The organism is Pseudomonas sp. GW456-E7 (assembly GCF_059424105.1).
In genome coordinates this window covers 236,759-261,026 of sequence record NZ_JBWKZB010000001.1, presented here as the reverse complement: position 1 = coordinate 261,026, position 24,268 = coordinate 236,759, and the positions used below count along the sequence as shown (strand labels likewise).

General features: G+C 60.1%; 24 protein-coding genes. 12 read left to right on the top strand and 12 right to left on the bottom strand.

Features of this window, described 5'->3' with window-relative positions; translation table 11 throughout:
• Nucleotides 1-38 precede the first annotated feature (38 nt).
• Nucleotides 39-2,108 carry an AsmA family protein gene (locus tag AC07YV_RS01120; RefSeq protein ID WP_102700425.1) on the bottom strand — a complete coding sequence of 690 codons (2,070 nt, stop codon included), beginning with the start codon at nucleotides 2,106-2,108 and terminating at the stop codon, nucleotides 39-41.
• Between the two features lie 387 nt (nucleotides 2,109-2,495).
• Here AC07YV_RS01120 and AC07YV_RS01115 point away from each other — a divergent pair, with 387 nt between their 5' ends.
• From AC07YV_RS01115 to AC07YV_RS01085, 7 genes are all read left to right on the top strand, one after another.
• Nucleotides 2,496-2,966, top strand: a complete 471-nt coding sequence (locus tag AC07YV_RS01115) for a hypothetical protein (protein ID WP_102700424.1) — start codon at nucleotides 2,496-2,498, stop codon at nucleotides 2,964-2,966.
• Between the two features lie 171 nt (nucleotides 2,967-3,137).
• Nucleotides 3,138-3,770: a TetR family transcriptional regulator gene (locus AC07YV_RS01110; protein WP_007979686.1), complete on the top strand. Its 633-nt coding sequence runs from the start codon at nucleotides 3,138-3,140 to the stop codon at nucleotides 3,768-3,770.
• Nucleotides 3,771-4,064: 294 nt separating this feature from the next.
• Nucleotides 4,065-4,565 carry an urease accessory protein UreE gene (gene ureE, locus AC07YV_RS01105; protein ID WP_015093252.1) on the top strand — a complete coding sequence of 167 codons (501 nt, stop codon included), beginning with the start codon at nucleotides 4,065-4,067 and terminating at the stop codon, nucleotides 4,563-4,565.
• Entirely contained in the window at nucleotides 4,562-5,236 is a 675-nt protein-coding gene (locus tag AC07YV_RS01100) for an urease accessory protein UreF (protein ID WP_102698680.1), read from the top strand. Before ureE ends, AC07YV_RS01100 begins: the two co-directional genes overlap by 4 nt.
• 23 nt (nucleotides 5,237-5,259) lie before the next feature.
• Complete coding sequence (gene ureG, locus AC07YV_RS01095) at nucleotides 5,260-5,874, top strand: urease accessory protein UreG (protein ID WP_007979691.1); 615 nt, start codon at nucleotides 5,260-5,262, stop codon at nucleotides 5,872-5,874.
• Between the two features lie 27 nt (nucleotides 5,875-5,901).
• The gene (locus AC07YV_RS01090) at nucleotides 5,902-6,474 is read left to right on the top strand and encodes a HupE/UreJ family protein (RefSeq protein ID WP_102698679.1); all 573 of its coding nucleotides are present in this window, start codon (nucleotides 5,902-5,904) and stop codon (nucleotides 6,472-6,474) included.
• A 200-nt stretch (nucleotides 6,475-6,674) separates the two neighbouring features.
• Complete coding sequence (locus AC07YV_RS01085; protein WP_102698678.1) at nucleotides 6,675-7,808, top strand: AGE family epimerase/isomerase; 1,134 nt, start codon at nucleotides 6,675-6,677, stop codon at nucleotides 7,806-7,808.
• Nucleotides 7,809-7,910: 102 nt separating this feature from the next.
• Here AC07YV_RS01085 and AC07YV_RS01080 read toward each other — a convergent pair whose 3' ends face one another.
• The 10 genes from AC07YV_RS01080 to amaB all read right to left on the bottom strand — a co-directional run bounded on the left by AC07YV_RS01080 (nucleotide 7,911) and on the right by amaB (nucleotide 19,024).
• On the bottom strand, nucleotides 7,911-8,816 hold the full coding sequence (locus AC07YV_RS01080) for a cation diffusion facilitator family transporter (protein WP_102698677.1): 906 nt from the start codon (nucleotides 8,814-8,816) through the stop codon (nucleotides 7,911-7,913).
• 171 nt (nucleotides 8,817-8,987) lie between these two features.
• Nucleotides 8,988-9,749 carry an SDR family oxidoreductase gene (locus AC07YV_RS01075; protein ID WP_007979699.1) on the bottom strand — a complete coding sequence of 254 codons (762 nt, stop codon included), beginning with the start codon at nucleotides 9,747-9,749 and terminating at the stop codon, nucleotides 8,988-8,990.
• 294 nt (nucleotides 9,750-10,043) lie between these two features.
• A complete protein-coding gene (locus AC07YV_RS01070) occupies nucleotides 10,044-10,292 on the bottom strand; it encodes a hypothetical protein (RefSeq protein ID WP_102698676.1) in 249 nt (82 codons plus the stop codon).
• 296 nt (nucleotides 10,293-10,588) lie between these two features.
• Nucleotides 10,589-11,305: an ABC transporter ATP-binding protein gene (locus AC07YV_RS01065; protein WP_007979701.1), complete on the bottom strand. Its 717-nt coding sequence runs from the start codon at nucleotides 11,303-11,305 to the stop codon at nucleotides 10,589-10,591.
• Nucleotides 11,302-12,174 carry an ABC transporter ATP-binding protein gene (locus AC07YV_RS01060; RefSeq protein ID WP_102698675.1) on the bottom strand — a complete coding sequence of 291 codons (873 nt, stop codon included), beginning with the start codon at nucleotides 12,172-12,174 and terminating at the stop codon, nucleotides 11,302-11,304. Before AC07YV_RS01060 ends, AC07YV_RS01065 begins: the two co-directional genes overlap by 4 nt.
• The gene (gene livM / locus AC07YV_RS01055) at nucleotides 12,171-13,454 is read right to left on the bottom strand and encodes a high-affinity branched-chain amino acid ABC transporter permease LivM (protein WP_102698674.1); all 1,284 of its coding nucleotides are present in this window, start codon (nucleotides 13,452-13,454) and stop codon (nucleotides 12,171-12,173) included. The genes AC07YV_RS01060 and livM overlap by 4 nt, the downstream gene beginning before the upstream one ends.
• Nucleotides 13,455-13,457: 3 nt before the next feature.
• A complete protein-coding gene (locus AC07YV_RS01050) occupies nucleotides 13,458-14,372 on the bottom strand; it encodes an ABC transporter permease subunit (protein WP_008048116.1) in 915 nt (304 codons plus the stop codon).
• Nucleotides 14,373-14,622: 250 nt separating this feature from the next.
• On the bottom strand, nucleotides 14,623-15,756 hold the full coding sequence (locus AC07YV_RS01045) for an ABC transporter substrate-binding protein (protein ID WP_102698673.1): 1,134 nt from the start codon (nucleotides 15,754-15,756) through the stop codon (nucleotides 14,623-14,625).
• Nucleotides 15,757-16,119: 363 nt separating this feature from the next.
• Entirely contained in the window at nucleotides 16,120-17,403 is a 1,284-nt protein-coding gene (gene amaA, locus AC07YV_RS01040; RefSeq protein WP_015093244.1) for an L-pipecolate oxidase, read from the bottom strand.
• A 130-nt stretch (nucleotides 17,404-17,533) separates the two neighbouring features.
• Nucleotides 17,534-19,024: an L-piperidine-6-carboxylate dehydrogenase gene (gene amaB, locus AC07YV_RS01035; RefSeq protein WP_102698672.1), complete on the bottom strand. Its 1,491-nt coding sequence runs from the start codon at nucleotides 19,022-19,024 to the stop codon at nucleotides 17,534-17,536.
• A 174-nt stretch (nucleotides 19,025-19,198) separates the two neighbouring features.
• On the opposite strand from amaB, the gene AC07YV_RS01030 reads away from it, so the two are divergent.
• The 3 genes from AC07YV_RS01030 (at nucleotide 19,199) to nadE (ending at nucleotide 22,361) form a co-directional block, all read left to right on the top strand.
• Nucleotides 19,199-20,110 (top strand): LysR family transcriptional regulator, encoded by a 912-nt coding sequence (locus AC07YV_RS01030; RefSeq protein ID WP_102698671.1) that lies wholly within the window; start codon nucleotides 19,199-19,201, stop codon nucleotides 20,108-20,110.
• 192 nt (nucleotides 20,111-20,302) lie between these two features.
• On the top strand, nucleotides 20,303-21,529 hold the full coding sequence (gene pncB / locus AC07YV_RS01025) for a nicotinate phosphoribosyltransferase (RefSeq protein WP_007973300.1): 1,227 nt from the start codon (nucleotides 20,303-20,305) through the stop codon (nucleotides 21,527-21,529).
• 4 nt (nucleotides 21,530-21,533) lie between these two features.
• Nucleotides 21,534-22,361: an NAD(+) synthase gene (gene nadE, locus AC07YV_RS01020; RefSeq protein WP_102698670.1), complete on the top strand. Its 828-nt coding sequence runs from the start codon at nucleotides 21,534-21,536 to the stop codon at nucleotides 22,359-22,361.
• Between the two features lie 176 nt (nucleotides 22,362-22,537).
• Here nadE and azu read toward each other — a convergent pair whose 3' ends face one another.
• A complete protein-coding gene (azu, locus tag AC07YV_RS01015; protein WP_015093240.1) occupies nucleotides 22,538-22,984 on the bottom strand; it encodes an azurin in 447 nt (148 codons plus the stop codon).
• Between the two features lie 344 nt (nucleotides 22,985-23,328).
• Between azu and AC07YV_RS01010 the strand changes: the two genes are divergently transcribed.
• Together AC07YV_RS01010 and AC07YV_RS01005 are read left to right on the top strand one after the other, a co-directional pair.
• Nucleotides 23,329-23,916 (top strand): cytokinin riboside 5'-monophosphate phosphoribohydrolase, encoded by a 588-nt coding sequence (locus tag AC07YV_RS01010; protein WP_102698669.1) that lies wholly within the window; start codon nucleotides 23,329-23,331, stop codon nucleotides 23,914-23,916.
• A gap of 68 nt (nucleotides 23,917-23,984) precedes the next feature.
• Nucleotides 23,985-24,164, top strand: a complete 180-nt coding sequence (locus AC07YV_RS01005) for a hypothetical protein (protein WP_102698668.1) — start codon at nucleotides 23,985-23,987, stop codon at nucleotides 24,162-24,164.
• Nucleotides 24,165-24,268 lie beyond the last annotated feature (104 nt).

The following is a 24,268-nucleotide window of genomic DNA, read 5'->3' as shown; positions in this document are numbered from 1 at the left end:
CAGTACTCAAAAGGTCCGGGCTGCAGGTCTTCAGCTCTTCAGTTCTTCACCGTTTTCGGCGCCTTGCCCGACTTCATCTGCTCCAACAACGGTGCGCATTGATTTGGCTCACCACCACTCGGTGCAACCAGCGCCAGCAACCCCGCCGCCGGTGCGGCGATCACGCCCAGCGCCACCATCCCGGCCCCGCGTAACATCAGAGGCACAGCCTTGACCCCGGCATCGGGCTTGATGAACTTGCCGCGCACATACAGCGGCGAACGCAATGAAATCAGGCGCCAGCCCTTGGATTCCGGGGTGATGGTCAGGTCCAGTTGTTCCGTCGCCATGTTAGCGGTGCCGTCGATGTAGACGATGGCGTTCTCGGTGTCGAATACGAACAGCCGGGTGGTTGCCAGGCCGGACTGGATACCGAAGTCGGCGGCCGCGCAGTTGATCTTCACTTCCTTGTCGCCAAAGATCTTGCCAACCACATAGTTGCCGACGTTCAGCCCCGCCAGCTCCATCAATTCGCGACTGATGGCGCCATCGTTGATCAGCATTTTCAGATTGCCATTGGCGCTGCCCAGCAGCCTGGCCACCGAATTGCCGCGCCCGCTGATATCAGCGTCGCCATTGAGCTCGCCAAAACTGGTTTTCATCGGCTCAAAGCCTGGGAACAACTGTTTGAGCTTGAAGCCCCGCGCCGTGAGCCTGGCGTGGCCTTCCAGAGGATCGGTGTGGCCGTTCAGGCGAATCTGCGCGTCCAGCTTGCCGCCGGCCACGCCGAAGCGCAGCGGTTCGAGGCTGAGCACGCCATCGGTGAGCACCAGATGGGTATAGAGATCGTTGAATGGCAATTTTTCGCTGTGCACGATGCGCTTGCCGGTGAACTCGACATCGGCGTCCATATCGCGCCAGCGGTCTGTCTTGAACTCTTCGACCGGCAGCACTTTGTCCGCCGGTTGTTTGCTGTCACCGCCACGGGCCTTCTGCTTGGCGTTGGAATCGGCGCCGATCAGCGGCGCCAGGTCAGCGAACAGCAATTGATTGGACAACAGCGAGCCGCTGAGTTTTGGCCGTGGCTGGCTGGCCACGTAGGTCAGACTGCCGTGGATGTCACTCTCGCCGATCTTGCCGTTGAATTCCTCATAGCGAAACACCGCGCCACCCGGCTCGTGCAACTTGGCGTTCAGATGGCCGTCGGTGGCATAGGGCGGGGTGTCCGGCAGGATCACGCCGGTCAGCGGGTAGAGGTTGCCCAGGCTGGTGCCGGCCAGTTTCAGGCGCAGGTCCAGGGCGCCGAGATTCAGCGGATCGGTCAGGGTGCCAGCCAGTTCGACGCTGGAATCGGCGATCGTCACCTGCGCCTGAAGCGGAAACGGGCGTGCCGCATCCTGCAACGCCAACAACCCGCCAATCTTGCCATGCCCCGCGAGTTTCTGGCCGTGGTACTGGCCGTTGACCTTGAGGGCGAACGCATAATCCTGGGGTGATGAGCCCTTTTCCTGCGCGGCTTTCGCCGCCTTGTCGCCAACAATATCGCTGAATGGAATCGGCTTGCCCAACGGATCGATCAGCACGTCGAGCTGCGTCTTCAGGCTCTGGTCGTCGAGGATGACGTGGCCCTTGTCGAAGCCGATCGCACCGATATCCACCACCCAACTGGAAGGCTCGGCGTTCGGGTCTTTGGGGTCGAATTTGAACGTCCAGTTGGCGCGCCCGTCAGCCAGGCGTTGCAGCTGCGCATTCGGCTCGGCGAGGTCGATACGCGGGATCACCACCCGCCGTGCCAGCAAAGCCAAGGGTGAAATGCGCAACTCGACACGCTTGAGAGTGGCCATCTGCGGTTGCTTCGACCAGTCCGGGTTGCCCAGGCTGATGTCCTCGGCCACCACATGAGGCCATGGCACCCAAGCGCGCCAGCCGCTTTGATCGGGCTCGGTCTGCCAGACCACCGACAGATTGCCGTTGATGGCAAAAGCGCGGTGCAGTTCTTCGGAAACCTTGGCATTGAGCGGCGGTTTGATCCGGTTCCAGTCGAAGAACACGATGATCAGCACCAGCAACGCCAGCAAGGTAAGGAAGGTGGAAAGGGTCCAGACAAACGTCTTTTGGGTGCGCGTCATTGCACAGGGCTCCTGATACGACTGAGCGCCCCGACTGCGACGCACAGGTGAAATGGTGAGCCGGAAGCGGCTCGCCATGAAGTCTACGACTGATAAAAACCCGGCAGGTTTAATCGATAGACCGATTTCGCCGAATTCAGCCAGTCCGATACTGACCCATCAGTCGAGCAGCGTTACCGGCCCCGCACTTTTACACGTCAAGGCTGGGTCGAAAATACCCAAACCAGGGCAAGACAACTCGTCGGAAACGCCCGTCCTAGAGCCTCCCCAGCAAACAATCAATTCCGTTGATTATTACCATTGCGTTTATGAACTTTTATATCGATTTATCGAGAGTAGCATTGCCCTCGTACCCACTTTTTCGCACCCCCGAGGAGCACAACAATCATGAAACGCCAATTACTGCTTAGCCTTTCACTCTCGATGCTGGCCAGCACTGCTTTTGCCCTGCCAGCAGCTGACCAGGCCACCCCACAAGTGAAACAAGACCACTCGGTGTTCAGCCAGACCGTCGCCGCCGATGGCTCCGACCGTACTCCTCAGGGTCAAACCCTTGCCGAAGGCGGTAATGATCGCCTGAAAGAAAAAGGCCTGATCACTCAGGATGGCTCGGACCGCACTCCACAAGGCCAGACCCTGGCTGCCGATGGTTCGGATCGCACCCCACAAGGCCAGACCCTCGCCGCTGACGGCTCGGATCGCACCCCACAGGGCCAGACCCTCGCCGCTGATGGTTCGGATCGCACCCCACAAGGTCAAACCCTGGCTGCCGACGGTTCGGATCGCACTCCACAAGGTCAAACCCTCGCTGAAGGCGGTGGTGACCGTGTGATCGAACGCAACAGCACTCTGAGCTAAGCCCCATGGCCGCCCAGAAAAAAAGCCCAATCCCCGGATTGGGCTTTTGACTTTTCAGCACTGCGCTTTATAGATGCCGCACTTCCCCGCTTGATCCCTCACAGTCGTTCGACGCCGGCAAAGCCGATTTGCTAGAGTGCGCCGCGTCCTTGTCCAGAAAACACCCTTGCGATGCTGCCCCGCGCCGAACAGAAACAACAGACCCGTAATGCCCTGATGGACGCTGCCCGGCGTCTGATGGACGGCGGCCGAGGATTCGGCAGCCTGAGCCTGCGTGAAGTCGCGAAAACCGCCGGCATCGTACCGACCGGTTTCTACCGCCATTTTGCCGATATGGATGAACTGGGCCTGGTGCTGGTCAGCGAAGTCGGTCAGACCTTCCGCGAAACCATTCGCCTGGTACGGCACAACGAATTCGTGATGGGCGGCATCATCGATGCCTCGGTGCGGATTTTTCTCGACGTGGTCAGCGCCAACCGTTCGCAGTTCCTGTTTCTCGCCCGCGAGCAATACGGCGGTTCGCTGCCGGTACGCCAGGCCATTGGCCGTCTGCGTGAAGGCATCAGTTCGGACCTGGCGGCGGATTTGTCACTGATGCCGAAACTGCAGCACCTGGACATCGCCGACCTGAGCGTCATGGCGGATCTGATCGTCAAAAGCGTGTTCGCCACCCTGCCGGACATCATCGATCCGCCAGCCGAGGCCTTACCTGAGCACCTGACGCCCCAGGCCAAGATCACCCAGCAACTGCGCTTCATCTTTATCGGCCTCAAGCACTGGCAAGGGCTCGGCAGTACCGAGTAACCCTTAACCTTCAGTCTGGATCAAGACCCTGTGGGAGCGAGCTTGCTCGCGATAGCGTCGGCACATACAGTATCAATGTGACAGATACGCCGTCATCGCGAGCAAGCTCGCTCCCACAATGAACTGCATCGCTTCAACTTGGTGCGCAAATCAAAAACAACGCACCAACTTCAACCAAAAAACCCACTCAATAAATACCTTTCCTACGTCTCCTTCAGCCATTTCCTACACATCAAGTCGATTGGCAAGCCCCTTGCTCTAGCCTGAGCATCGTCCATTGCTGGAAGCCTTCCGATGCTGGTGATTCATCGCAGAATCGACCCTCAACCCGTTTGGGCAGCTGAACTGCACCTGACGTTCGAAGCCCGCAGCAAAAGCCGTTTGCGCTGTTTCAGTGCCGAGGGCGAAGACGTCGGGTTGTTTTTGGAGCGTGGCCAGCCGCCGCTGCATGACGGCGAATGCCTGCAAGCCGAAGACGGGCGAATCGTGCGTGTCTGCGCCCGCCCCGAACAACTGCTGCACGTCACCTGCGCCAATGCCTTCGAACTGACCCGCGCGGCCTATCACCTGGGCAACCGCCATGTCGCCCTGCAAGTCGGTGACGGCTGGTTGCGACTGCTCGACGACTACGTGCTCAAGGCCATGCTCGAACAACTCGGTGCCATTGCCTCGAACATCGAAGCGCCGTTCCAGCCGGAACATGGCGCCTACGGCGGCGGCCATCATCATTCACGCCACGGCGATGAAGACTTCAACTACGCGCCGAAACTGCACCAGTTCGGCGTACGCCCATGAACCCGGCCTGGGCGCTGCTGCGCCTGGCCAGTCCGCAATTGCCGATTGGCGGCTACAGCTATTCCCAAGGGCTGGAAATGGCTGTGGATAACGGCCGGGTAAACGACCCCGACAGTGCGCGACGCTGGATCAGCGATCAGTTGCTGTTGAATCTGGCACGTTTCGAAGCACCGTTGCTGCTCGCCCATTGCGTGGCCGCCTGCGAGGACAACTGGGGCCAATTGCTGCAACGCTGCGAGGAACATCGGGCCAGTCGCGAAACCCGAGAGCTGCATCAGGAAAGCCGGCAGATGGGTTACTCGTTGCAGCAATTGCTCAACGGCTTGCCGGAACTCGACACACCCGCCCGCGCCTTCCTCGAACAACGCAGCGAGCACCATCTGGCCCTGGGTTGGGCCCTGGCCGCGCGCGCCTGGCAGATCAGCCCGCAGGATGCTTTGGCTGCATGGCTATGGAGCTGGCTGGAAAACCAGTTGGCGGTGCTGATGAAGACCTTGCCACTGGGCCAGCAAGCCGCCCAACGCCTGACCAGCGAACTGTTGCCGCTGCTTCAAGAGGCTCAACAGAACGCCACCCGAATCGATCCCGATCACTACGGCAGTGCCGCTTTCGGCCTGTCCCTGACGTGCATGGCCCATGAGCGCCAATACAGCCGTCTGTTCCGTTCCTAGGGTCTGTTATTTTGGAGAATCACATGAACACACAACCCCTGCGCGTCGGCATCGGTGGCCCGGTCGGTTCCGGCAAAACCGCCCTGACCCTGGCCCTGTGCCTGGCCCTGCGCGAGCGCTACAACCTGGCCGTGGTGACCAACGACATCTACACCCGCGAAGACGCCGACTTTCTGGTGCGCAATGAAGCCCTGGCGCCGGAACGCATCATCGGCGTGGAAACCGGCGGCTGCCCGCACACGGCCATCCGCGAAGACGCTTCGATCAACCTTGAAGCCGTGGATCAACTCAATCGCCGTTTTCCGGGGCTGGACCTGATTCTCGTGGAGTCCGGTGGCGACAACCTCTCCGCGACCTTCAGCCCGGAACTGTCCGACCTGACGATTTACGTGATCGACGTCTCCGCCGGCGACAAGCTGCCGCGCAAGGGTGGGCCGGGGATCTGCAAATCCGACCTGCTGGTGATCAACAAGATCGACCTGGCGCCGCTGGTCGGGGCCTCGCTGGAGATGATGAACAGCGACACCCAGCGCATGCGCAACGGCAAGCCATTTGTCTTCAGCAACCAGAAAACCGGCCAGGGTCTGGAACAGATCATCGCCTTCATCGAACGCCAGGGCTTGCTGACCGCGGCCTGATCACCCCTTCAACAAGGAAGCTTATCCATGACACTGAAACGCATTCTGGGCGCCCTGGCCCTGCTGCTGACGCCAGCCCTTGCCCTCGCCCATCCAGGGCACGGCGACAATGGCTTGATCGCCGGTATCAGCCATCCGCTTGGCGGTCTCGATCACCTGCTGGCGATGCTCGCGGTCGGCCTGTGGGCCGCACAGCAGCAGGGTGCTGCGCGCTGGGCGCTGCCATGCACCTTCGTCGGGACCCTGCTGATCGGCGGGATGCTGGGTTTTGAAGGATTGAACCTGCCTGCACTGGAGAGCGGGATTGCCGCTTCCGTATTGGCCTTGGGGCTGGCGGTGGCGCTGGCTGTGCGTCCACCGCTGGTAATGGCGGTGGGTGCGACAGCCTTGTTTGCGCTGTTTCATGGTGTGGCGCATGGGCTGGAACTGCCGGACATGTCGAGTCCCTGGACCTATGCCGCAGGTTTTGTCGCCGCGACGGCGGTGTTGCATGCGGTAGGTTATGCGCTGGTGCGGACCTTGCCGCTGGCGGCAGCACCACTGGTTCGACTGGCGGGCGCGGCTTCGGCGGCGACCGGGGTGTGGTTGTTGGCGGGTTGATTCTCTAGCGCCTTCCACGGCCTCTTCGCGGGCAAGCCCGCTCCCACAGGGTTCCTGGTGTGAATGCTATCTATGTCACACAGTAAATCACTGTGGGAGCGGGCTTGCCCGCGAAGGCGGCCTGACAGACACAGCCTCTCTCAAGCCAGCCTCTCTGCTAACATGTCGCGCAATCGCCCCTGCCGTGACGACGCCAGCCAATGCCACCTGTTCCCCGCTCCGCCTCCCAGCCTGAATTGACCGCCCTGTTCGCCTCGGTGCAACAGCATTTCCTGAACGTCATCGTGCCGCTCTGGCAAGGTCCGGGCTGGAATGCCGACATGGCGTTGCCCTACGAGGCGCTGGATGCCGAACACCAACCGCTGCCACCGCAACGCTACCGGGCCATGGCCTGTGCGCGGCAGTTGTATCTGTTTGCCAGCCTGATCGGTCAGGTGCCGGGCGCCGAAGAGCGTGCCGCCGCCTTGTTCCGCTCGTTGCAGCGGCACTTCCACGATGCCGAGCACGGTGGCTGGTTCTACAGCGTCGATGCGCAAGGTGCGCCACTGGATCAGCGCAAGGACCTCTACACCCACGCGTTCATCCTGTTCGCCTGTGCCCATTACTGGGACAAGGTCCGCGAGCCGCTGGTGGAGTCGGTACTCAACGCATCGCTGGAAGTGATCGCGCAGCGTTTCGCCACGGACGACGGTCTGTATGAAGCCACGCTCGACCGCGACTGGGCATCGCTGGGCAGCGGCCCCTTGCAAAACCCGCTGATGCACCTGGCCGAAGCATTCCTCGCCACCCTGTCGGTGCGTGAAGATCTCGACGCGCAACACGCACTCATCGAGTTATGCACAGCCATGCACGCGCGCTTTATCGATCCGCAGCACGGCGTGTTGATGGAAAAGCCGCTGGGGTCTGTGGATAACTGGTTTGAACCGGGGCATCAGTTCGAGTGGTATTTCCTGCTGGAATCCTCGGCACTGCTGCGCACTTCGACCCTGCATGCCGATCTGGAAAGGGCCTTCGCCTTTACCGAGCAGTTGGGCGTCGATCAGCAGACCGGTGCGGTGCGGGCCATGCTCGACCTCGAACCAGGTGGCGGCGTCCGGGATGCCACGCAGCGTATCTGGGCCCAAGCCGAATACCTGCGCGCCCTGACGCTGCGACCCAATAGCGAAGCGGATGTCCTGCGCCAGTTGCAGGCGTTGCAGCAGCGCTCGCTGCATGCCGGCGGCTGGTATGAATGTCGTGATGAGCGTGGTGAAGTCAGCCGCCGCGACATGCCGTCGACCACGCCTTATCACCTGGCGACCTGTTATCGCGGGCTGGCGGTATATCTCGACTGACTGTTTGGTTGCTTTCGCGAGCAGGCTCGCTCCCACAGGTGATCGCATTTCAATGTGGGAGCGAGCCTGCTCGCGAATGACCTCAAAGAGCTCACCTGGCTGTCACTCAATCCACTTGCGGTCCCCGGTAAAGCTGATGGTCAGCCATCGCGCGGCATCCGGCTCGCCAAGCTTCGCGGAAATTTCCTCGCGCAAACTGTCCAGCTGCCCCACCCCGTCCAGCCAGTAATCCTTCGGCAATACAATGTGGATCTCGATAAAACACGCCCTGCCGTGCTTCTGCACGTAGGAAATGTAGTCGTCGAAACCATGCTCGACCTTCGCCACCTCCATCACCTGACGCACCTTGTCGTCCAGCTGGTCCGGGACGATCCCCAACACATCGCGCAAGGCCGGTCCGAGGATTTTGAACGCCGGGGGGAGCATGCCCAAGGCCAGCAGAATCAGGATCATCGGGTCGACATACACCGCCCACTTGTCGTACCCCTGAGTCTTGAGCAGCAGCGCGATGAGGAAACTCACCAGCAGGCCCGCCGACAGCATCGCGTCCACCAGCCAACTGATGTTGTCGAACTGGATCAGCGATGAGTTGAGCGTGCGATTGCGTTGGCGGACGTAGAAAAAGTAAATGAGTTCAACGACAGTGAAGAACGCCGCGTAGAAGATCACCAGCCCCAGTTCGACCTCGCGGCCTCCGCTGATGATGCCGAACACGCCGTTGAGAAAGGCGTAAATGGCGACCAGGAAAATGAAGCTACCCTCGATCACCAGCACCATGGGTTCCAGGTGCCAGGAACCGAACTGGAAGCGCTGGTTGCTTTCTTTGGCGATCAGCCTGGCGGTGATCAGCATCAGGACCTTGATGAAGGCCGCGATCAACGAAAAGAAGCCATCGAACAGGATGGATTGGGCGCCCGACACAAAACCGGTGATGATCCCGGCGAATGTCACGGCGAGCATCAGGAAGGTCGATTGTTTGAGCAGCGACTGCTCGCCTCGATTACTCACTGGATCTCCTCTAAGACCTCTAGACCGCCGGGTGTGGCGGTTGCTTGAGGGAGGAGTCTAGCTGAAGCTTTGTGTCGCCTGAGCCGGCCCTTTCGCGAGCAAGCCCGCTCCCACACTGGATCGCGGTCTAATGTGGGAGCGGGCTTGCTCGCGAAGAACGATGACTCGGTCTTAAGACTTGCGCTCGATAGCAAACCCAGCCCAGGTCTGGCTCACCGGCATCAGCTCCAGGCTGTTGATGTTGATGTGCGCAGGCGCATTGAGTACCCAGAAAATGGTCTCGGCGATGTCTTGCGGCTGGATCGGCTCGGCGCCGGCGTAGGTGGCGTTGTAGCGCTCCTGGTCACCGGCAAAACGCACCAGCGAGAACTCGCTCTCGCACAGGCCCGGCTCGATGTTGCTGACCCGTACGCCTGTGCCCTGCAGGTCGCAGCGCAGGTTCAGGGAGAACTGTTTGACGAACGCCTTGGTCGCGCCATACACGTGGCTGCCCGGGTACGGGTAGTTGCCGGCGATGGACCCCAGGTTGACGATACCGGCGCCACGACCGTGGGCGATCAGGCGTGGCAACAGCAGACGAGTGCTGTACATCAGGCCTTTGACGTTGGTGTCGACCATGGTGTCCCAATCGTCCAGGTCGCACTTGGGTGCCGGATCGACGCCCAGGGCCAGCCCGGCGTTGTTGATCAACCCACGCAGTTTGGCAAAGGATGGCGGCAGATTGGCAATCGCTTCCTCCATGGCCTTGCGATCACGCACATCGAGCACCAGGCCATGGACTTCGGTCTGCTTCGACAGCTCGGCGCACAGCGCATTGAGGCGCTCTTCACGACGGCCTGTCAGCACCAATTTCCAGCCAGCGTCGGCAAAACGACGGGCACAGGCTTCACCAAAACCGGAGGTCGCGCCGGTAATAAACAGGGTGTTGGACATCGTGTTCTCCTTGCTTCGGCTGATCGCCAGCCATTGGAATGGTAAATCAGCAGGCAGAATGCCCGGCCTTGCCCATAGCGGCAACCGCCCTTTCTGTACAAAAAACGAACAATTCTCGCAAGCCCTCGGCCAGCCTGGCTTGCAGCCATGTGCGCGCACGTTATCCACAGGCCGGTCCACAGTCTTTGGGGGCAAGTGGAAAAGCTGCAAGCCGCTATCCACAAGGCTTTGCGCGGCTTTTTGAAACTTTTTTGCTTGACCCTCAATAGCCTGCCGTGTAGCCCCTGGCAATTTTCATGACTGACGGGTCAAACCAGCGATGGCGCCAAGCCAGTAACCACGGCCTTCAGCCGGGTCTTTCCAGAGTTTAATCACAGACTTATCCACAGGCTTGTCCACGTCGATTTCACGCAGTTGCGCCCCGAACAAAAAGGTTGACAAAGCGGCCTGCAAGCTGCGCAAAAACACATGATCAAAAAACAACCACAGCTCTGCAAGCCACGGTTTAAAAGGCCTGCAGCCAGCTACTCCCACGTTATTCACAGCCGGCTCCACAGCAAACGGGGACAAGTCAAAACCGTGACAAAACAACTATTTGCAGCGGCTTTATGTCGCGCTTCGGGAGCTCTTGAATATTGTTTTCCACAATTTCCCGGAGGCACGCCAAAAACCCTGTGGGAGCGAGCTTGCTCGCGATAGCGGTTTGTCAGTCAACATCAATATTGGCTGATAGATTGCTATCGCGAGCAAGCTCGCTCCCACAGGGTTTAGTGGTGTTTGGGAGATGAAAAAAAGCCCCGGCGATTGCGCGCTGGGGCTTGTGTATAACCCACTGAAACTCAGTGCCCGCCGAGATAAGCGTTACGCACATCCTCGTTGACCAGCAGCTCCTTGCCGGTGCCGGTCATGCGGATTTCGCCGTTGACCATCACGTACGCCCGGTCCGACAACCGCAGGGCGTGGTTGGCGTTCTGTTCCACCAGGAAGATGGTCATGCCGGTCTTGGCCAGTTCTCGCAGGGTCGCGAAGATCTGTTTCACCACGATCGGCGCCAGGCCCAGGCTCGGCTCATCGAGCAGCAACAACTTGGGCCGGCTCATCAGGGCGCGGGCGATGGCAAGCATCTGCTGCTCGCCGCCAGACATGGTCATCGCCCGCTGGGTACGCCGTTCTTCAAGCCGCGGGAACAGCTCGAACATGCGTTGCATGTCTTCCTTGGCGTACTTGTCACCGATAGGGATGGTGCCCATCAGCAGGTTTTCCTCGACTGTCATGTCGGGGAACACCCGCCGCCCTTCCGGCGACTGCGCGATGCCGTTGGAGGCGATGTAGTGGGACGACTTGTGGGTAATGTCCACGCCCTGATAAAGGATCTGCCCGTCGGCGGCCCGTGGCTGGCCGAAGATCGACATCAGCAGGGTCGACTTGCCGGCGCCGTTGGAGCCGATGAGGCTGACGGTTTCGCCTTCGTTGATGTGCAGCGAGACGCCTTTCAGGGCCTGGATCGGGCCGTAGAACACGTCCAGGTCCTTGAGTTCGAGGATGGGTTTGCTCATACCACTTCCTCTTCGTCGGCGCCCAGGTACGCGGCAATCACTTTCGGGTCGTTGCGGATGTCGTCGGGACCACCCTCGGCGATGACGATGCCGTGGTCCAGCACCACGATGTGGTCGGAAATGCTCATTACCATGCCCATGTCGTGTTCGATCAGCACCACGGTCAGATCGTGCTCATCGCGCAGCAGCCGGATCATCGCGCTCAGCGCTTCGGTTTCCTGAGGGTTGAGGCCGGCGGCCGGTTCGTCGAGGCAGATGATCTGCGGACGGGTGCACATGGCGCGGGCGATTTCCAGGCGGCGCTGCTGGCCGTAGGACAGTTCACCGGCCAGGCGGTTGGCGCAGTCCACCAGGTCCACCACTTCCAGCCAGTAGAAGGCATGGTCCAGCGCATCGCTTTCGGCCTTGCGATAGCCCTTGGTGTTGAGGATGCCGGCCAGCATGTTGCGGTTGACCCACATGTGCTGGGCCACCAGCAGGTTTTCCAGCACCGACATTTCCTTGAACAGGCGAATGTTCTGGAACGTCCGCGCCAGGCCGGCACGGTTCACCAGGTGGGTGCCGCCGAACATCTTGTAGCGCAGCCGGGTGATGAAGCTTTTTGGCGAAACGAAATCGGTCGGCTTGAACGATTCGCCCAGCAATTGGATGACGTTGGTCTGTTTCCCGCGCACGTTCAGTTCGATCTTGCCGCCGGAGGCCTTGTAGAACCCGGTCAGGCAGTTGAACACCGTGGTCTTGCCGGCGCCGTTGGGGCCGATCAGGGCGAAGATCGAGTTGCGCTTGACCTTCAGGCTCACATCATTCAGCGCCTTGATGCCGCCGAAGTGCATCATCAGCTTCTCTACGGAGAGTACGACTTCGCTCATGGCGCTACTCCTTTACGCGGCGTCACACCGGTACGGCTGATCCGAATCAGGCCGCGCGGTCGCCAGATCATCATCAACACCATCAGGATGCCGAACAGCAGCACGCGGTACTCGGCGAAGCCACGCAGCAGTTCCGGAGCGACGGTCAGCACGAATGCTGCAATCACCACGCCGATGGTCGAACCCATGCCCCCCAGTACCACGATGGCGAGGATCAACGCCGATTCGAAGAAGGTGAACGAGGTCGGGTTGACGAAGCCCTGGTAGGTGGCGAAGAACACCCCGGCCAGACCGGCCGTCGAGGCACCGATGGTGAATGCCGAGAGCTTGACCAATACGTGGTTCAGGCCCATGGAGCGGCAGGCGATTTCGTCTTCGCGCAGGGCTTCCCAGGCGCGGCCGACCGGCATGCGGGTCAGGCGATGCTTGATGTACAGCACAGCCAGCACCACCAGGAACAGCACCGCGTAGATAAAGTAGTACTTCACGTCGGGGTTGTAGGCGATGCCGAAGAACTCATGGAACGGCACGCCGCCGTCCTTGGCTCGTTTGCCGAACTCCAGGCCGAAGAAAGTCGGCAGCGGTGCCGGCATGCCGTTCGGGCCGCCAGTGAGCGACAACCAGTTGTTGAGGATCAGGCGAATGATTTCACCGAAGCCCAGGGTCACGATCGCCAGGTAGTCACCGTGCAGGCGCAGCACCGGGAAACCGAGGATGCAACCGGCCAGGCCGGCGATGATCGCCGCCAGCGGCAACACCGTCCAGAAGCCCAGCCCGAGGTATTGGTAACCGAGTGCCAGGCCGTAGGCGCCGATGGCGTAGAACGCCACGTAACCGAGGTCGAGCAGGCCGGCCAAGCCGACCACGATGTTCAGCCCCAGCCCCAGCAGTACGTAGATCAGCCCGAGGATGACCACGCCCAGCAGGTAGGAGTTGGAGAAAAACGGCAGCGCCACGGCAATCAAGATGACCAGCGGGATGATCCAGCGCAACCGCGACTTGTAGTCAGGTGCCAGCACATGCACCCCGGAGCCTGTCGATTCAAAGCCTTCGAGGATTTTCAGGCCCTGGGCTGTCTGCAGGAACATGCTCAGGGCGAAACGTCCGGCCATGACGATCGCCACGATCCACGCCACCCGGGTGGTTTCCAGGTTGAAGCCATAGCCATCGAGAACGACGCCGACAATCGGCCCGAACACAATCAGGGCAATGAGGCCGGCAAGAATCGCGTCAACCAGACTTTTTTTGATATCAATGGTTTTTTTAGTGGTTGAAGACATCGCTTACACCTTCGACACAAGAGGACGGCCGAGCAGGCCTTGAGGCCGAAAGACCAGAACGAGGACCAACAGCGAGAAGCTGAAAACGTCTTTGTAGTCCGAGTTCACCAGACCGGAAAACAGCGACTCGGAAATCCCGAGAATGATCCCGCCGAGCATTGCGCCGGGCAGTGAGCCAATCCCGCCGAGCACCGCGGCGGTGAACGCCTTGATCCCGATGATGAAGCCGGCATAGAAGTCGAATGTGCCGTAGTTCATGGTGATCAGCACGCCGGCCAGGGCCGCCATCGCTGCACCGATGATGAACACGTAGGAAATCACCCGATCGGTGTTGATCCCCAGGATCGAAGCCATCTTGCGGTCTTGCTGGGTTGCACGGCACATGCGGCCGAGCTTGGTGTATTTGATGATGTAGGTCAGCGCGGCCATCCCGACAAACGCGGCGACCAGAATGAAGACCTTGGTGTAGGTCAACTGAACGAAACCGGTACCGATATCAACGCGCCAGGCACCCGAGAGCAATGTCGGAACGCCTTGTTGCTTCGCGCCCTGGGAGATCTGTGCGTAGTTTTGCAGGATCAGGGAGATACCGATCGCACTGATCAGCGGTGCGAGTCGAGTGGAGTTGCGCAGGGGTTTGTAGGCGACACGCTCGATGACCCAGCCATACACCGCCGTGACGACGATGGTGAAGATCAGTGTGCCGAGCATCAGCAGCGGGAAGGATTCGATACCGAAGTAAGCCAGCAGAGCCAGACTGATTGCCGCGAGGTAAGCGGAAATCATGTAAACCTCGCCGTGGGCGAAGTTGATCATGCCGATGATGCCATAGACCATTGTGTAGCCGATGGCGATCAGGCCATAGACCGACCCGAGGGTCAGGCCGTTGACCAGTTGCTGCAGGAAAATACCATCCATAACGCAATCTCACGCAATGAGAACCTGCACATGTGGCTGTGCGGTTCTTCTAAGGAAAATACAGATATACGTCGGAGCAATGACAACCACGATCAGGCTGGCCACCACCGCCCCCTGTAGGAGCGAGCCTGCTCGCGAAGAACCTGAGGACAACGCGTTGAACCAGCAAACACGCGTCATCGTTGACGTTTTTCGCGAGCAAGCCCGCTCCCACAAGGGATCAGTGGGGTTCAGGTGATCGAGTCAGCCCTTACTTCTGTTTTTCCAGCTGGTGGTATTTGCCGTCCTTGTCCCACTGGTAAACCACGTAGTCGGAGATTTTCAGGTCGCCCTTGCTGTCCCAGGTCTTCTCGCCCATGACGGTCTTGACCGGGTTCTTCTTCAGCCATGCGGCCGCTTCTTCGCCCTTGTTGGACTTGGCGCCGTTGAAGGCTGCCGCCAGGGCCTGGACCGAAGCGTAGGCGTACAGGGTGTAGCCTTCAGGCTCGGTACCGGCCTTGCGGAAGGCATCTACCACGGTCTTGCTGTCTGGCAGCAGGCGTGGGTCGGCGCCGAAGGTCATCAGCACGCCGTCAACGAATTGCGGACCGCCAGCGGTGGTCACCAGTTCGTCGGTCACGATGCCGTCGTCGGACATGAACTTGACGTCTTTCAGGCCCTGTTCACGCAGTTGACGCACCAGAGGACCGGCTTCCGGGTGCAGGCCACCGAAGTAGACGACGTCAGCGCCAGCGCCGCGGATCTTGGTCACGATGGTGCTGAAGTCTTTCTCGCCACGGGTCAGGCCTTCATACAGCACAGGCTTCACGCCACGCTTCTCAAGCTGAGCCTTGGTGGCATCCGCCAGGCCCTGACCGTAGGTGTCCTTGTCGTGCAGCACGACCACTTTCTTGCCCTTGAGCACGTCGACGATGTAGTCGCCGGCCACGATGCCTTGCTGGTCGTCACGCCCGCACATACGGAACATGGCGCTCAGGCCGCGCTCGGTCACAGCCGGGTTGGTGGAGCCTGGAGTGATGGCGATGATGCCTGCTTCGTCGTAGATCTCGGAAGCCGGGATGGTCGACGAGGAGCAGAAGTGACCGACCACGCCGGCGACTTTCTGGTTGGTCAGGTCCTTGGCGACCGTTACAGCCTGTTTCGGTTCGCAGGCGTCATCGCCCTTGACCAGTACGATTTTTTCCCCGTTGACCCCGCCCGACGCGTTGACCGCATCGGCCGCCGCTTGTGCACCCTTCATGTACTGTTCGCCAAATGCCGCGTTGGCGCCTGTCATTGGTCCCGCTACGCCGATCTTGATGTCAGCCTGAGCAAACGCAGAAACACCCAGCGCAGTTGCCACTGCGAGGGCCAGAAAGCCTTTCTTGTAAAACGTCTGGGACATGAGGTGGTGCTCCATGGTTTTTTTAATTGGCACTGCGACTTCAATGAATGCTCAGAGCAAGGGCCGTGCCATCGGTTTTTTATTCTGAAAAAAGTCGCTGCTTTCTTGTTATTTCGACTGTTTCGATCCCATTTTCATTGGGCGTGCAACCGTCTAAACCGCGGAAGGTAAAACCATAATTTTTTTGAGGCGCAACCCGCCTGCGCCATCATTGCAACCGCGGCTTTAAACGACGTGCAACCAGCCTGTAACAACGTGCGTCACCGAAGTGCACACTGCTGGTGCGAGACTGCTACAACCCGCACCACTACAGGCTAGCTGCAGATCGAAAAAGCGCCGCTTCCCCACTGCAAAAATCAACATTCAGATCACGATCCGCAGGCACTGGCCTGCGTGATACAGCGAGAATCCCGCCTCGTACAGACAGCTGCGCAACCCCACCCCGGCCAATGGCTGCATGGGCGCGAAAGGAATCGGCAGCGCTTGAGGATTTCCGTTACACAGGTAATCGGCAAAGGCCTTGCCGACCACCGTTCCCGTGGTCACGCCCCGCCCGTTGTAACCGGTGACTGCCACCAAACCGGGTGCCGGTTCGAACAGGCGCATCAAATGATCGGGGGTGAAGGCGATGCGGCCGGTCCAGGTGCACTCCCATTCCACCGGCTTGAGGTACGGGAAATAGTGCTGCTGCACCCGGTCGGCCCAGGCCTTGAGGAACCAGGTCGGCTTCTGATTGCCATTACCCAGGCTGCCAAGCAACAGGCGACCGTCTTTATCTCGACGGATACTGCTGAGCACCTGTCGGGTGTCCCAGGAACCCTGGCCACCGGGCAGAATTTGCCGGGCGGCTTCTTCGGTCAGCGGCACCGAGGCCACCTGATAGTAATAACCGGGGAAGAAATTGCGCCGCAGTTCCGTCCAGTCGCCTTCGGTGTAGGCATTGGAGGCAATCACCACTTTCTCGGCCATCACCGAACCCTGGGCGGTTTGCACCGACCAGCGCTGGCCCTGGCGTTCGAGGCGGGTGACCGGGGAATGATCGAACAATTGACCACCCAGGCCGATAGCCGCCTTGGCCAACCCGGTGGTGTAGGCCATCGGGTTGAGCGTGCCGGCGCGGCGATCGAGCAATGCCGCGGCGATCTTTTTCGTGCCGGTGGCTTGCTCGCAGGCCTGACCAGTGAGCAGCTCAACCGGCGCACCGCGACGTTTCCATTGTTCTTCACGACTGCGCAAGTCGGCTTCGCCACGGGCGTTGTGCGCCATGTGCAGCGTGCCTTCGCGGCGCAACTGGCAATCGATGTTGTATTTGTCCACAAGGCTGAACACCAGGGATGGCGCCGCCCCAAGCATGCGGTTGAGCTGGCTGCCGACCTCAGTGCCGAACCCGGCTTCGATCTCGTCCGGGGGAATCCACATCCCGGCATTGACCAGCCCGACGTTGCGCCCCGAACCACCATGGCCGGCACGATGGGCCTCCAGCACACAAACGGTCTTGCCTTGCTCCAGCAGATGCACCGCCGCCGACAAACCGGTAAACCCGGCGCCGATGACGCAGACATCCACCGTGACCTCACCCTTGAGGGCCGAATTGTCCGGCCTCTGCGGCGTCAGTTTTTCCCACAGACACTCTTCGCGTAACGGCATTGCCAGACTCCAACAGAAACCTAACAAACACATCATTCCCCTGTAGGAGCTGCCGAAGGCTGCGATCTTTTGATTTTGTTTCAAAAAGATCGCAGCCTTCGGCAGCTCCTACAGGGGATCATCTACAGACTCAGTCGAAGGTGATCCCTTGAGCCAACGGCAACTCCAGCGAATAGTTCACGGTGTTGGTCTGGCGGCGCATGTAGCCGCGCCATGCGTCAGAGCCGGATTCACGACCGCCGCCAGTTTCTTTCTCGCCGCCAAACGCGCCACCGATTTCCGCACCGCTCGGGCCGATGTTGACGTTGGCGATGCCGCAGTCGCTGCCCACCGCCGACATGAACTGCTCGGCTTCACGCACATCGGTGGTGAAGATGCACGAGGACAGGCCTTGTGGCACGGCGTTGTTCAGGCGCAGCGCTTCCTGGAAGTCGGTGTAGCCGACCACGTACAGGATCGGGGCGAAGGTTTCGTGGCAGACCACATCGCTCTGCTCCGGCATTTCGACGATGGCCGGCGACACGTAGTAAGCGTTCGGGAACTGGTCTTCCAGCTGACGCTTGCCGCCGAAGACTTTGCCGCCTTCGCTCAAGGCCTGCTCCAGCGAATCCTGCATGTTGTCGAAGCTTTGCTTGTCGATCAGCGGGCCGACCAGGTTGCCTTCCAGCGGATGGCCGATACGCACTTTCGAGTAAGCGGCTTTCAGGCGGGTGACGATTTCTTCTTTCACCGATTCATGAGCGATCAGTCGACGCAGGGTGGTGCAGCGCTGACCGGCGGTGCCGACGGCGCTGAACAGGATCGCGCGAACGGCCATGTCCAGGTCGGCGCTCGGGCCGAGGATCATGGCGTTGTTACCGCCCAGTTCGAGAATGCTGCGGGCAAAGCGCGCGGCCACTTTCGGTGCCACTTCGCGGCCCATGCGGGTGCTGCCGGTGGCGCTGATCAGGGCTACGCGTGGGTCGTCCACCAAGGCTTCGCCGGCATCGCGACCGCCGATCACTACCTGGCACAAATTCGCAGGCGCATCGCTGAAGTTCTTCACGACGCGGTCGAACAGCGCCTGGCAGGCCAGCGCGGTGAGCGGGGTCTTTTCCGACGGTTTCCACACCACCGGGTTACCGCACACCAGCGCCAGCGTGGTGTTCCAGGCCCAGACCGCAACCGGGAAGTTGAAGGCACTGATCACCCCGACAACGCCCAGCGGGTGCCAGGTTTCACGCATGTGGTGGCCTGGGCGCTCGGAAGCGATGGTCAAACCGTACAGTTGACGGGACAGGCCGACGGCGAAGTCGCAGATGTCGATCATTTCCTGAACTTCACCCAGGCCTTCCTGAGTGATCTTGCCGGCTTCCCAGGACACCAGCTCGCCGAGGTCGGCCTTGTATTCGCGCAGCACTTCACCGAATTGACGCACCAACTCACCACGGCGCGGTGCCGGAACCTTGCGCCACAGTTCGAACGCATGATCTGCGCGACTGATGTGCTGCTCGACTTCAGCCGCGCCTTCCCAGTTCACGGCGGCGATCCTGCTGCCATCGACCGGCGAATGCACCGGCACTTTGCCGTTCTGGTACAGGGCCGGGTTCACACCTAGACGATCAAGCAATGCGGCAACCATGGGTCACTCCTCAAGCAAAAGACAGAACACGTGCAGCCGGAAATTCACGGCTGATCAGACCTGTAGTTTTAGCTGCCCGGAGGTTACTCAACAAACGACCTTTAAGAGAGATATCATTCCGTTTATTCATGCTGTGCATTGCTGGCAATAAGAAACAAGAACCAAGGACCGCCCATGCTGAATAAACGCTACCTGCCATCGATCGCTGCGCTGCAGTGCTTCGAAGCCGTCACCCGACATTTGAGCTTCACCCGGGCTGCCGAAGAGCTGAACCTGACCCAGAGCGCCGTGAGCAAACAGGTCGCGCAACTCGAGGAGCTGTTGCAGCACCTGCTGTTCCGCCGGGTGCGCCGCCGCCTGCAGATGACGCCGGCCGGCGATCTGTACCTGGTTGAAGTGCGAAAAATCCTCACTCAGGTCGAGATGTCGACCCATTACCTGCGTTCCTACGGTGGCGAAACCGAAGTCCTGCGGGTTTCGACGCCGCCCACTTTCGGCGCGCGCTGGCTGGTACCGCGCCTGAAAGGCTGGCGTCTGCGGCACCCGTCGATCCATCTGGACCTGTGCAGCGAGCAGGAAGCCGACGACCTGCTGCAAGGTCGCAGCGACCTGGCGTTCTACTTCGGCCAGGGCTCGCGGCCAGGCACCGAATGCCTGAAGCTGTTCGGCGAAGAGCTGGTGCCAGTGTGTGCCCCGGGTAGCCTGCCGGACACGCCGTTCACCGACCCGACGCAACTGACCGACCTGGTCCTGCTGCAAAACGCCTCCCGCCCCCAGGCCTGGCATGACTGGTTCGACCACCAGGGCTACCACACCGAGCACAGCTACCACGGCCCGCGTTTCGAAACCTTTTACATGTGCATCCGCGCCGCCCAGGTTGGCTGCGGCGTGGCGCTGCTACCGCGCTTTCTGGTGGAGGAGGAACTGGCCGACGGCAAGCTGGTCATTCCCTGGCAGCATGCAATGCCCAGCAGCGATGCCTATTACCTTGCATACCCGGAGCATTCGGCGGAAGTGCCGAAGGTGCGGGACTTTGTGAAGTGGATGCTGGAGCAGATCGATAGCCCGGAGGCTCCACAACATTGAGCCTTTTCACATTCCCTGTGGGAGCGAGCTTGCTCGCGATGGCGTCATTACATTCAATACTTGAATTGCCTGTCAGTCCGCTATCGCGAGCAAGCTCGCTCCCACAAGGATCTGGGGCAGTCTGAAAAATTGCTGGCAATCCCCACCACCGTTGTGCGCCACTAGCTCTATTCAATGTGGAGAACCCCCGTTATGAGCGAGAGTGTGTTTGCCGATCGCATCGTGCAGAACCTGCTCGACACCGACTTCTACAAACTGACGATGATGCAGGCGGTGCTGCACAACTACCCCAACGTCGAAGTCGAATGGGAGTTTCGTTGCCGTAACGGCGAGGATTTGCGCCCCTACCTGGCGGAGATCCGTTTCCAGATCGAGCGCCTGGCCGAACTGAGCCTGAGCGCCGATCAATTGAGCTTTCTGGAACGCATCAGCTTCCTGAAGCCGGATTTCCTGCGCTTTCTCGGTTTGTTTCGCTTCAACCTGCGCTACCTCCACACCGGTATCGAAAACGGCGAGCTGGTCATCCGCCTGCGCGGCCCCTGGCTGCATGTGATCCTGTTCGAAGTGCCGCTGCTGGCGCTGGTCAGCGAGGTACGCAATCGTTATCGCTACCGCGAAGTCGTACTGGAGCAGGCCCGCGAGCAGCTCTACCGCAAGTTCGACTGGCTGAGTGCCAACGCCAGCAGTGATGAATTGTCCGAATTGCAGGTGGCCGATTTCGGCACGCGCCGCCGCTTCTCGTATCGCGTACAGGAAGAAGTGGTGAATGTGCTCAAGCACGACTTCCCCGGACGCTTTGTCGGCACCAGCAACGTGCACCTGTCCCGGGAGTTGGACATGAAGCCCCTGGGCACCATGGCCCACGAATGGATCATGGCCCACCAGCAGCTCGGCCCGCGGCTGATCGACAGCCAGATCGCCGCACTCGATTGCTGGGTCCGCGAATACCGTGGCCTGCTGGGAATTGCCCTGACCGACTGCATCACCATGGATGCCTTCCTCGGCGATTTCGATCTGTTTTTCGCCAAGCTTTTCGACGGTTTGCGCCACGACTCGGGCGATCCGGTGGTCTGGGCGGAAAAAGCCATCGCCCACTATCACAAGCTGGGCATCGACCCGATGAGCAAGACCCTGACCTTCTCCGACAGCCTGACCCTGCCCAGGGCCCTGGAGATATTCCGGGCGTTGCGCGGTCGGATCAATGTCAGCTTCGGCATCGGCACCAACCTGACCTGTGACATTCCGGGTGTCGAACCGATGAGCATCGTGCTTAAAATGGCCGCCTGCAACGGCCAGCCGGTGGCGAAGATCTCGGACGAGCCCGGCAAGACGCACTGCAAAGACCCGAATTTCGTCGCGTACTTGCGACACGTTTTCCAAGTACCTGCCGCCCTTTCAAGTCCATCAAGCAAGGAGTGAATTCATGCAAGCCGTACAGCGTGAGATTGCTGAACAGCTCAAGGTCCAGCCGCCATTCGCCGACGAAGCCGCCCTTGAGGCCGAAGTCGCCCGGCGGGTGACCTTCATTCAGGACTGCCTGGTCAACTCCGGGCTCAAGACCCTGGTCCTGGGCATCAGTGGCGGTGTCGACTCCCTGACCGCCGGCCTGCTTGCCCAGCGAGCCGTGCGTGAACTGCGCCAGCGCAGCGGTGATGCCGCGTACAAATTCATTGCCGTGCGCCTGCCCTACGAAACCCAGTTCGATGAACACGACGCCCAGGCTTCGGTGGATTTCATCAAGCCGGACGAGCGTCACACCGTGAACATCGGTCCGGCGGTCAAGGCCCTGGCCAATGAAGTGGCGGCCTTCGAAGGCAAACATGCGGTGTCGGTGGACTTCGTGCTCGGCAACACCAAGGCGCGCATGCGCATGGTCGCCCAGTACACCATCGCCGGCGCGGCCCATGGCCTGGTGATCGGCACCGATCACGCGGCGGAAGCGGTGATGGGGTTCTTCACCAAGTTCGGTGACGGCGCCTGCGACCTGGCGCCACTGAGCGGTCTGGTGAAAAACCAGGTCCGCTCCATCGCCCGCAGCTTCGGCGCGCCGGAATCGCTGGTGGAAAAAGTCCCGACGGCGGACCTTGAAGACCTGTCGCCCGGCAAACCGGACGAAGCCTCCCACGGCGTGACCTATGCCGAGATCGACGCGTTCCTGCACGGCCATCCAGTGCGTGAGGAAGCGTTCAAGATCATTTGCGACACCTACAACAAGACCCATCACAAGCGTGTGATGCCGTTTGCGCCTTGAAGCGTGAGTGAATGAAAAAGCCCGCTGAAGTGTTGAGCTTCAGCGGGCTTTTTCTTGGGCCAAAGCATGCGTCGATGCTTCTGGCCCCTTCGCGAGCAGGCTCGCTCCCACATTTGATCGCGGTCTAAATGTGGGAGCGAGCCTGCTCGCGAAGAACGATGACGCGGTTTACCTGATTACTTCAGGGTCACGGTGCCTTTCATCATCGAGATGTGGCCCGGGAACGAGCAGAAGAACCCGTACTTTTCACCGGCCGCGAGCTTGGACACGTCGAAGGTCACCGAATCGGTTTCCTTGGCGCCGATGATCTTGGTGTGGGCGATCACACGGGCGTCGCCTTCTTTCAGGTAGTTCTTGTCGATGCCGGCGCTCAGGCCATCGGTGGCGATCGGCTGCATGTCGGCTTCTTTACTCAGCACCCAGTTATGGCCCATGACGTTCTTCGGCAAGCTGCCGGAGTGCTTGAGTTCCACGGTAAACGTCTTGCAGCTCTTGTCGATTTCAATGGCCTTCGTGTCGAAAGACATCTGGTCGGTGGAGTCGACAGTGACTTTGCACTCGGCAGCCATCAATTGGCTGCTGGCCAGTGTCAACAGGGATACCGCAACAAGTTTGGCAAACATGGTGAATCTCCAAGGCAGGGTTAACGAAATCGCGAATAAACAGAAGACTGCCTGAAAACTTCGCAAGTTCATATGACTTGAATCAAAAATTGTATACAACTTTCGCGCTATGGCACCGATACGAAATATCTACCGGCCAAGTGTCTGGCCCGGGCCTATCATCAGGCCGTCCCCCTTCAAATGGAATGCCTGTCATGTCGATCAACAGCCTGTTGTGCAGTTTGCTGGCCGCCTACGCCTGCGGCGCCAGCGGTACGTACGAAACGCCAAAACACCAAGTCTAGCCCTTGGAGTGACGCGCGCCTGCCTTTACTCTGTGGCCCTGATCGACCATGGAGCAAGGCATGTCTTTAACATCCGTTTGTGTATTTTGTGGCGCCAGCACCGGCACCCACCCGGCTTACCGCGAGGCCGCCGTGGCCCTTGGCCAGGCCCTGGCCGAACGCAAGCTGACCCTGGTGTATGGCGGTGGCGCCGTGGGGCTGATGGGCATCGTCGCTGATGCGGCCCTGGCGGCCGGCGGTGAAGTGATCGGCATCATCCCGCAAAGCCTCAAGGACAAGGAAATCGGCCACAGCGGCCTGACCCGCCTGGAAGTTGTCGATGGCATGCACGCGCGCAAGGCGCGGATGGCCGAACTCAGCGATGCCTTTATCGCGCTGCCCGGTGGCCTTGGCACCCTCGAAGAACTGTTCGAAGTCTGGACCTGGGGCCAACTCGGCTACCACGGAAAACCGCTGGGATTGCTGGAAGTGAACGGTTTCTACAGCAAATTGACGTCTTTTCTTGATCACATCGTCGGCGAAGGCTTCGTTCGCGGGCAGCACCGTGACATGCTGCAAGTGAGCGAATCGCCGCAAAACCTGCTCGATGCTCTGGATGCCTGGCAACCGTCCGTAGCGCCAAAGTGGGCCGAGCAAAAACCCAGCTAACGGCTCGGTACCGATACAGGGCAGAATATGCGCCGCTCAACCTCACCTTCGACCCCAGAGGATCGCCCATGGCTAAACCTAATTATTCCTTCGCCAAACGTCAGAGAGACTTGGCCAAGGAGCAGAAGAAAGAGGAAAAGCTTCAGCGCAAGAAAGCTACAGCTGAAGAAGCGGCACTGAACCCTGAGGGTGAAGTGGCGGCAGAAGACGATGTTGATGCACCGAAAGACTCGACGCCCGACGCCTGAGAACCTCCGGGCCGGTTGATCTGATCTGGCCCACCGGATCTGTGTAATGGATTGGCAGCTTGGCTGCCGATCCTCACAGGCCGATCGTATGACTCAAACACACC

Coding starts and splice junctions, on each gene's coding strand:
- azu (WP_015093240.1), bottom strand. CDS start 22,984: ATGTTTGCCAAACTTGTTGCGGTATCCCTGTTGACACTGGCCAGCAGC.
- AC07YV_RS01090 (WP_102698679.1), top strand. CDS start 5,902: ATGACACTGAAACGCATTCTGGGCGCCCTGGCCCTGCTGCTGACGCCA.
- AC07YV_RS01050 (WP_008048116.1), bottom strand. CDS start 14,372: ATGGATGGTATTTTCCTGCAGCAACTGGTCAACGGCCTGACCCTCGGG.
- AC07YV_RS01115 (WP_102700424.1), top strand. CDS start 2,496: ATGAAACGCCAATTACTGCTTAGCCTTTCACTCTCGATGCTGGCCAGC.
- AC07YV_RS01075 (WP_007979699.1), bottom strand. CDS start 9,749: ATGTCCAACACCCTGTTTATTACCGGCGCGACCTCCGGTTTTGGTGAA.
- livM (WP_102698674.1), bottom strand. CDS start 13,454: ATGTCTTCAACCACTAAAAAAACCATTGATATCAAAAAAAGTCTGGTT.
- AC07YV_RS01045 (WP_102698673.1), bottom strand. CDS start 15,756: ATGTCCCAGACGTTTTACAAGAAAGGCTTTCTGGCCCTCGCAGTGGCA.
- ureG (WP_007979691.1), top strand. CDS start 5,260: ATGAACACACAACCCCTGCGCGTCGGCATCGGTGGCCCGGTCGGTTCC.
- AC07YV_RS01065 (WP_007979701.1), bottom strand. CDS start 11,305: ATGAGCAAACCCATCCTCGAACTCAAGGACCTGGACGTGTTCTACGGC.
- AC07YV_RS01010 (WP_102698669.1), top strand. CDS start 23,329: ATGTCTTTAACATCCGTTTGTGTATTTTGTGGCGCCAGCACCGGCACC.
- AC07YV_RS01060 (WP_102698675.1), bottom strand. CDS start 12,174: ATGAGCGAAGTCGTACTCTCCGTAGAGAAGCTGATGATGCACTTCGGC.
- pncB (WP_007973300.1), top strand. CDS start 20,303: ATGAGCGAGAGTGTGTTTGCCGATCGCATCGTGCAGAACCTGCTCGAC.
- nadE (WP_102698670.1), top strand. CDS start 21,534: ATGCAAGCCGTACAGCGTGAGATTGCTGAACAGCTCAAGGTCCAGCCG.
- AC07YV_RS01120 (WP_102700425.1), bottom strand. CDS start 2,108: ATGACGCGCACCCAAAAGACGTTTGTCTGGACCCTTTCCACCTTCCTT.
- AC07YV_RS01085 (WP_102698678.1), top strand. CDS start 6,675: ATGCCACCTGTTCCCCGCTCCGCCTCCCAGCCTGAATTGACCGCCCTG.
- amaB (WP_102698672.1), bottom strand. CDS start 19,024: ATGGTTGCCGCATTGCTTGATCGTCTAGGTGTGAACCCGGCCCTGTAC.
- amaA (WP_015093244.1), bottom strand. CDS start 17,403: ATGCCGTTACGCGAAGAGTGTCTGTGGGAAAAACTGACGCCGCAGAGG.
- AC07YV_RS01030 (WP_102698671.1), top strand. CDS start 19,199: ATGCTGAATAAACGCTACCTGCCATCGATCGCTGCGCTGCAGTGCTTC.
- ureE (WP_015093252.1), top strand. CDS start 4,065: ATGCTGGTGATTCATCGCAGAATCGACCCTCAACCCGTTTGGGCAGCT.
- AC07YV_RS01100 (WP_102698680.1), top strand. CDS start 4,562: ATGAACCCGGCCTGGGCGCTGCTGCGCCTGGCCAGTCCGCAATTGCCG.
- AC07YV_RS01110 (WP_007979686.1), top strand. CDS start 3,138: ATGCTGCCCCGCGCCGAACAGAAACAACAGACCCGTAATGCCCTGATG.
- AC07YV_RS01005 (WP_102698668.1), top strand. CDS start 23,985: ATGGCTAAACCTAATTATTCCTTCGCCAAACGTCAGAGAGACTTGGCC.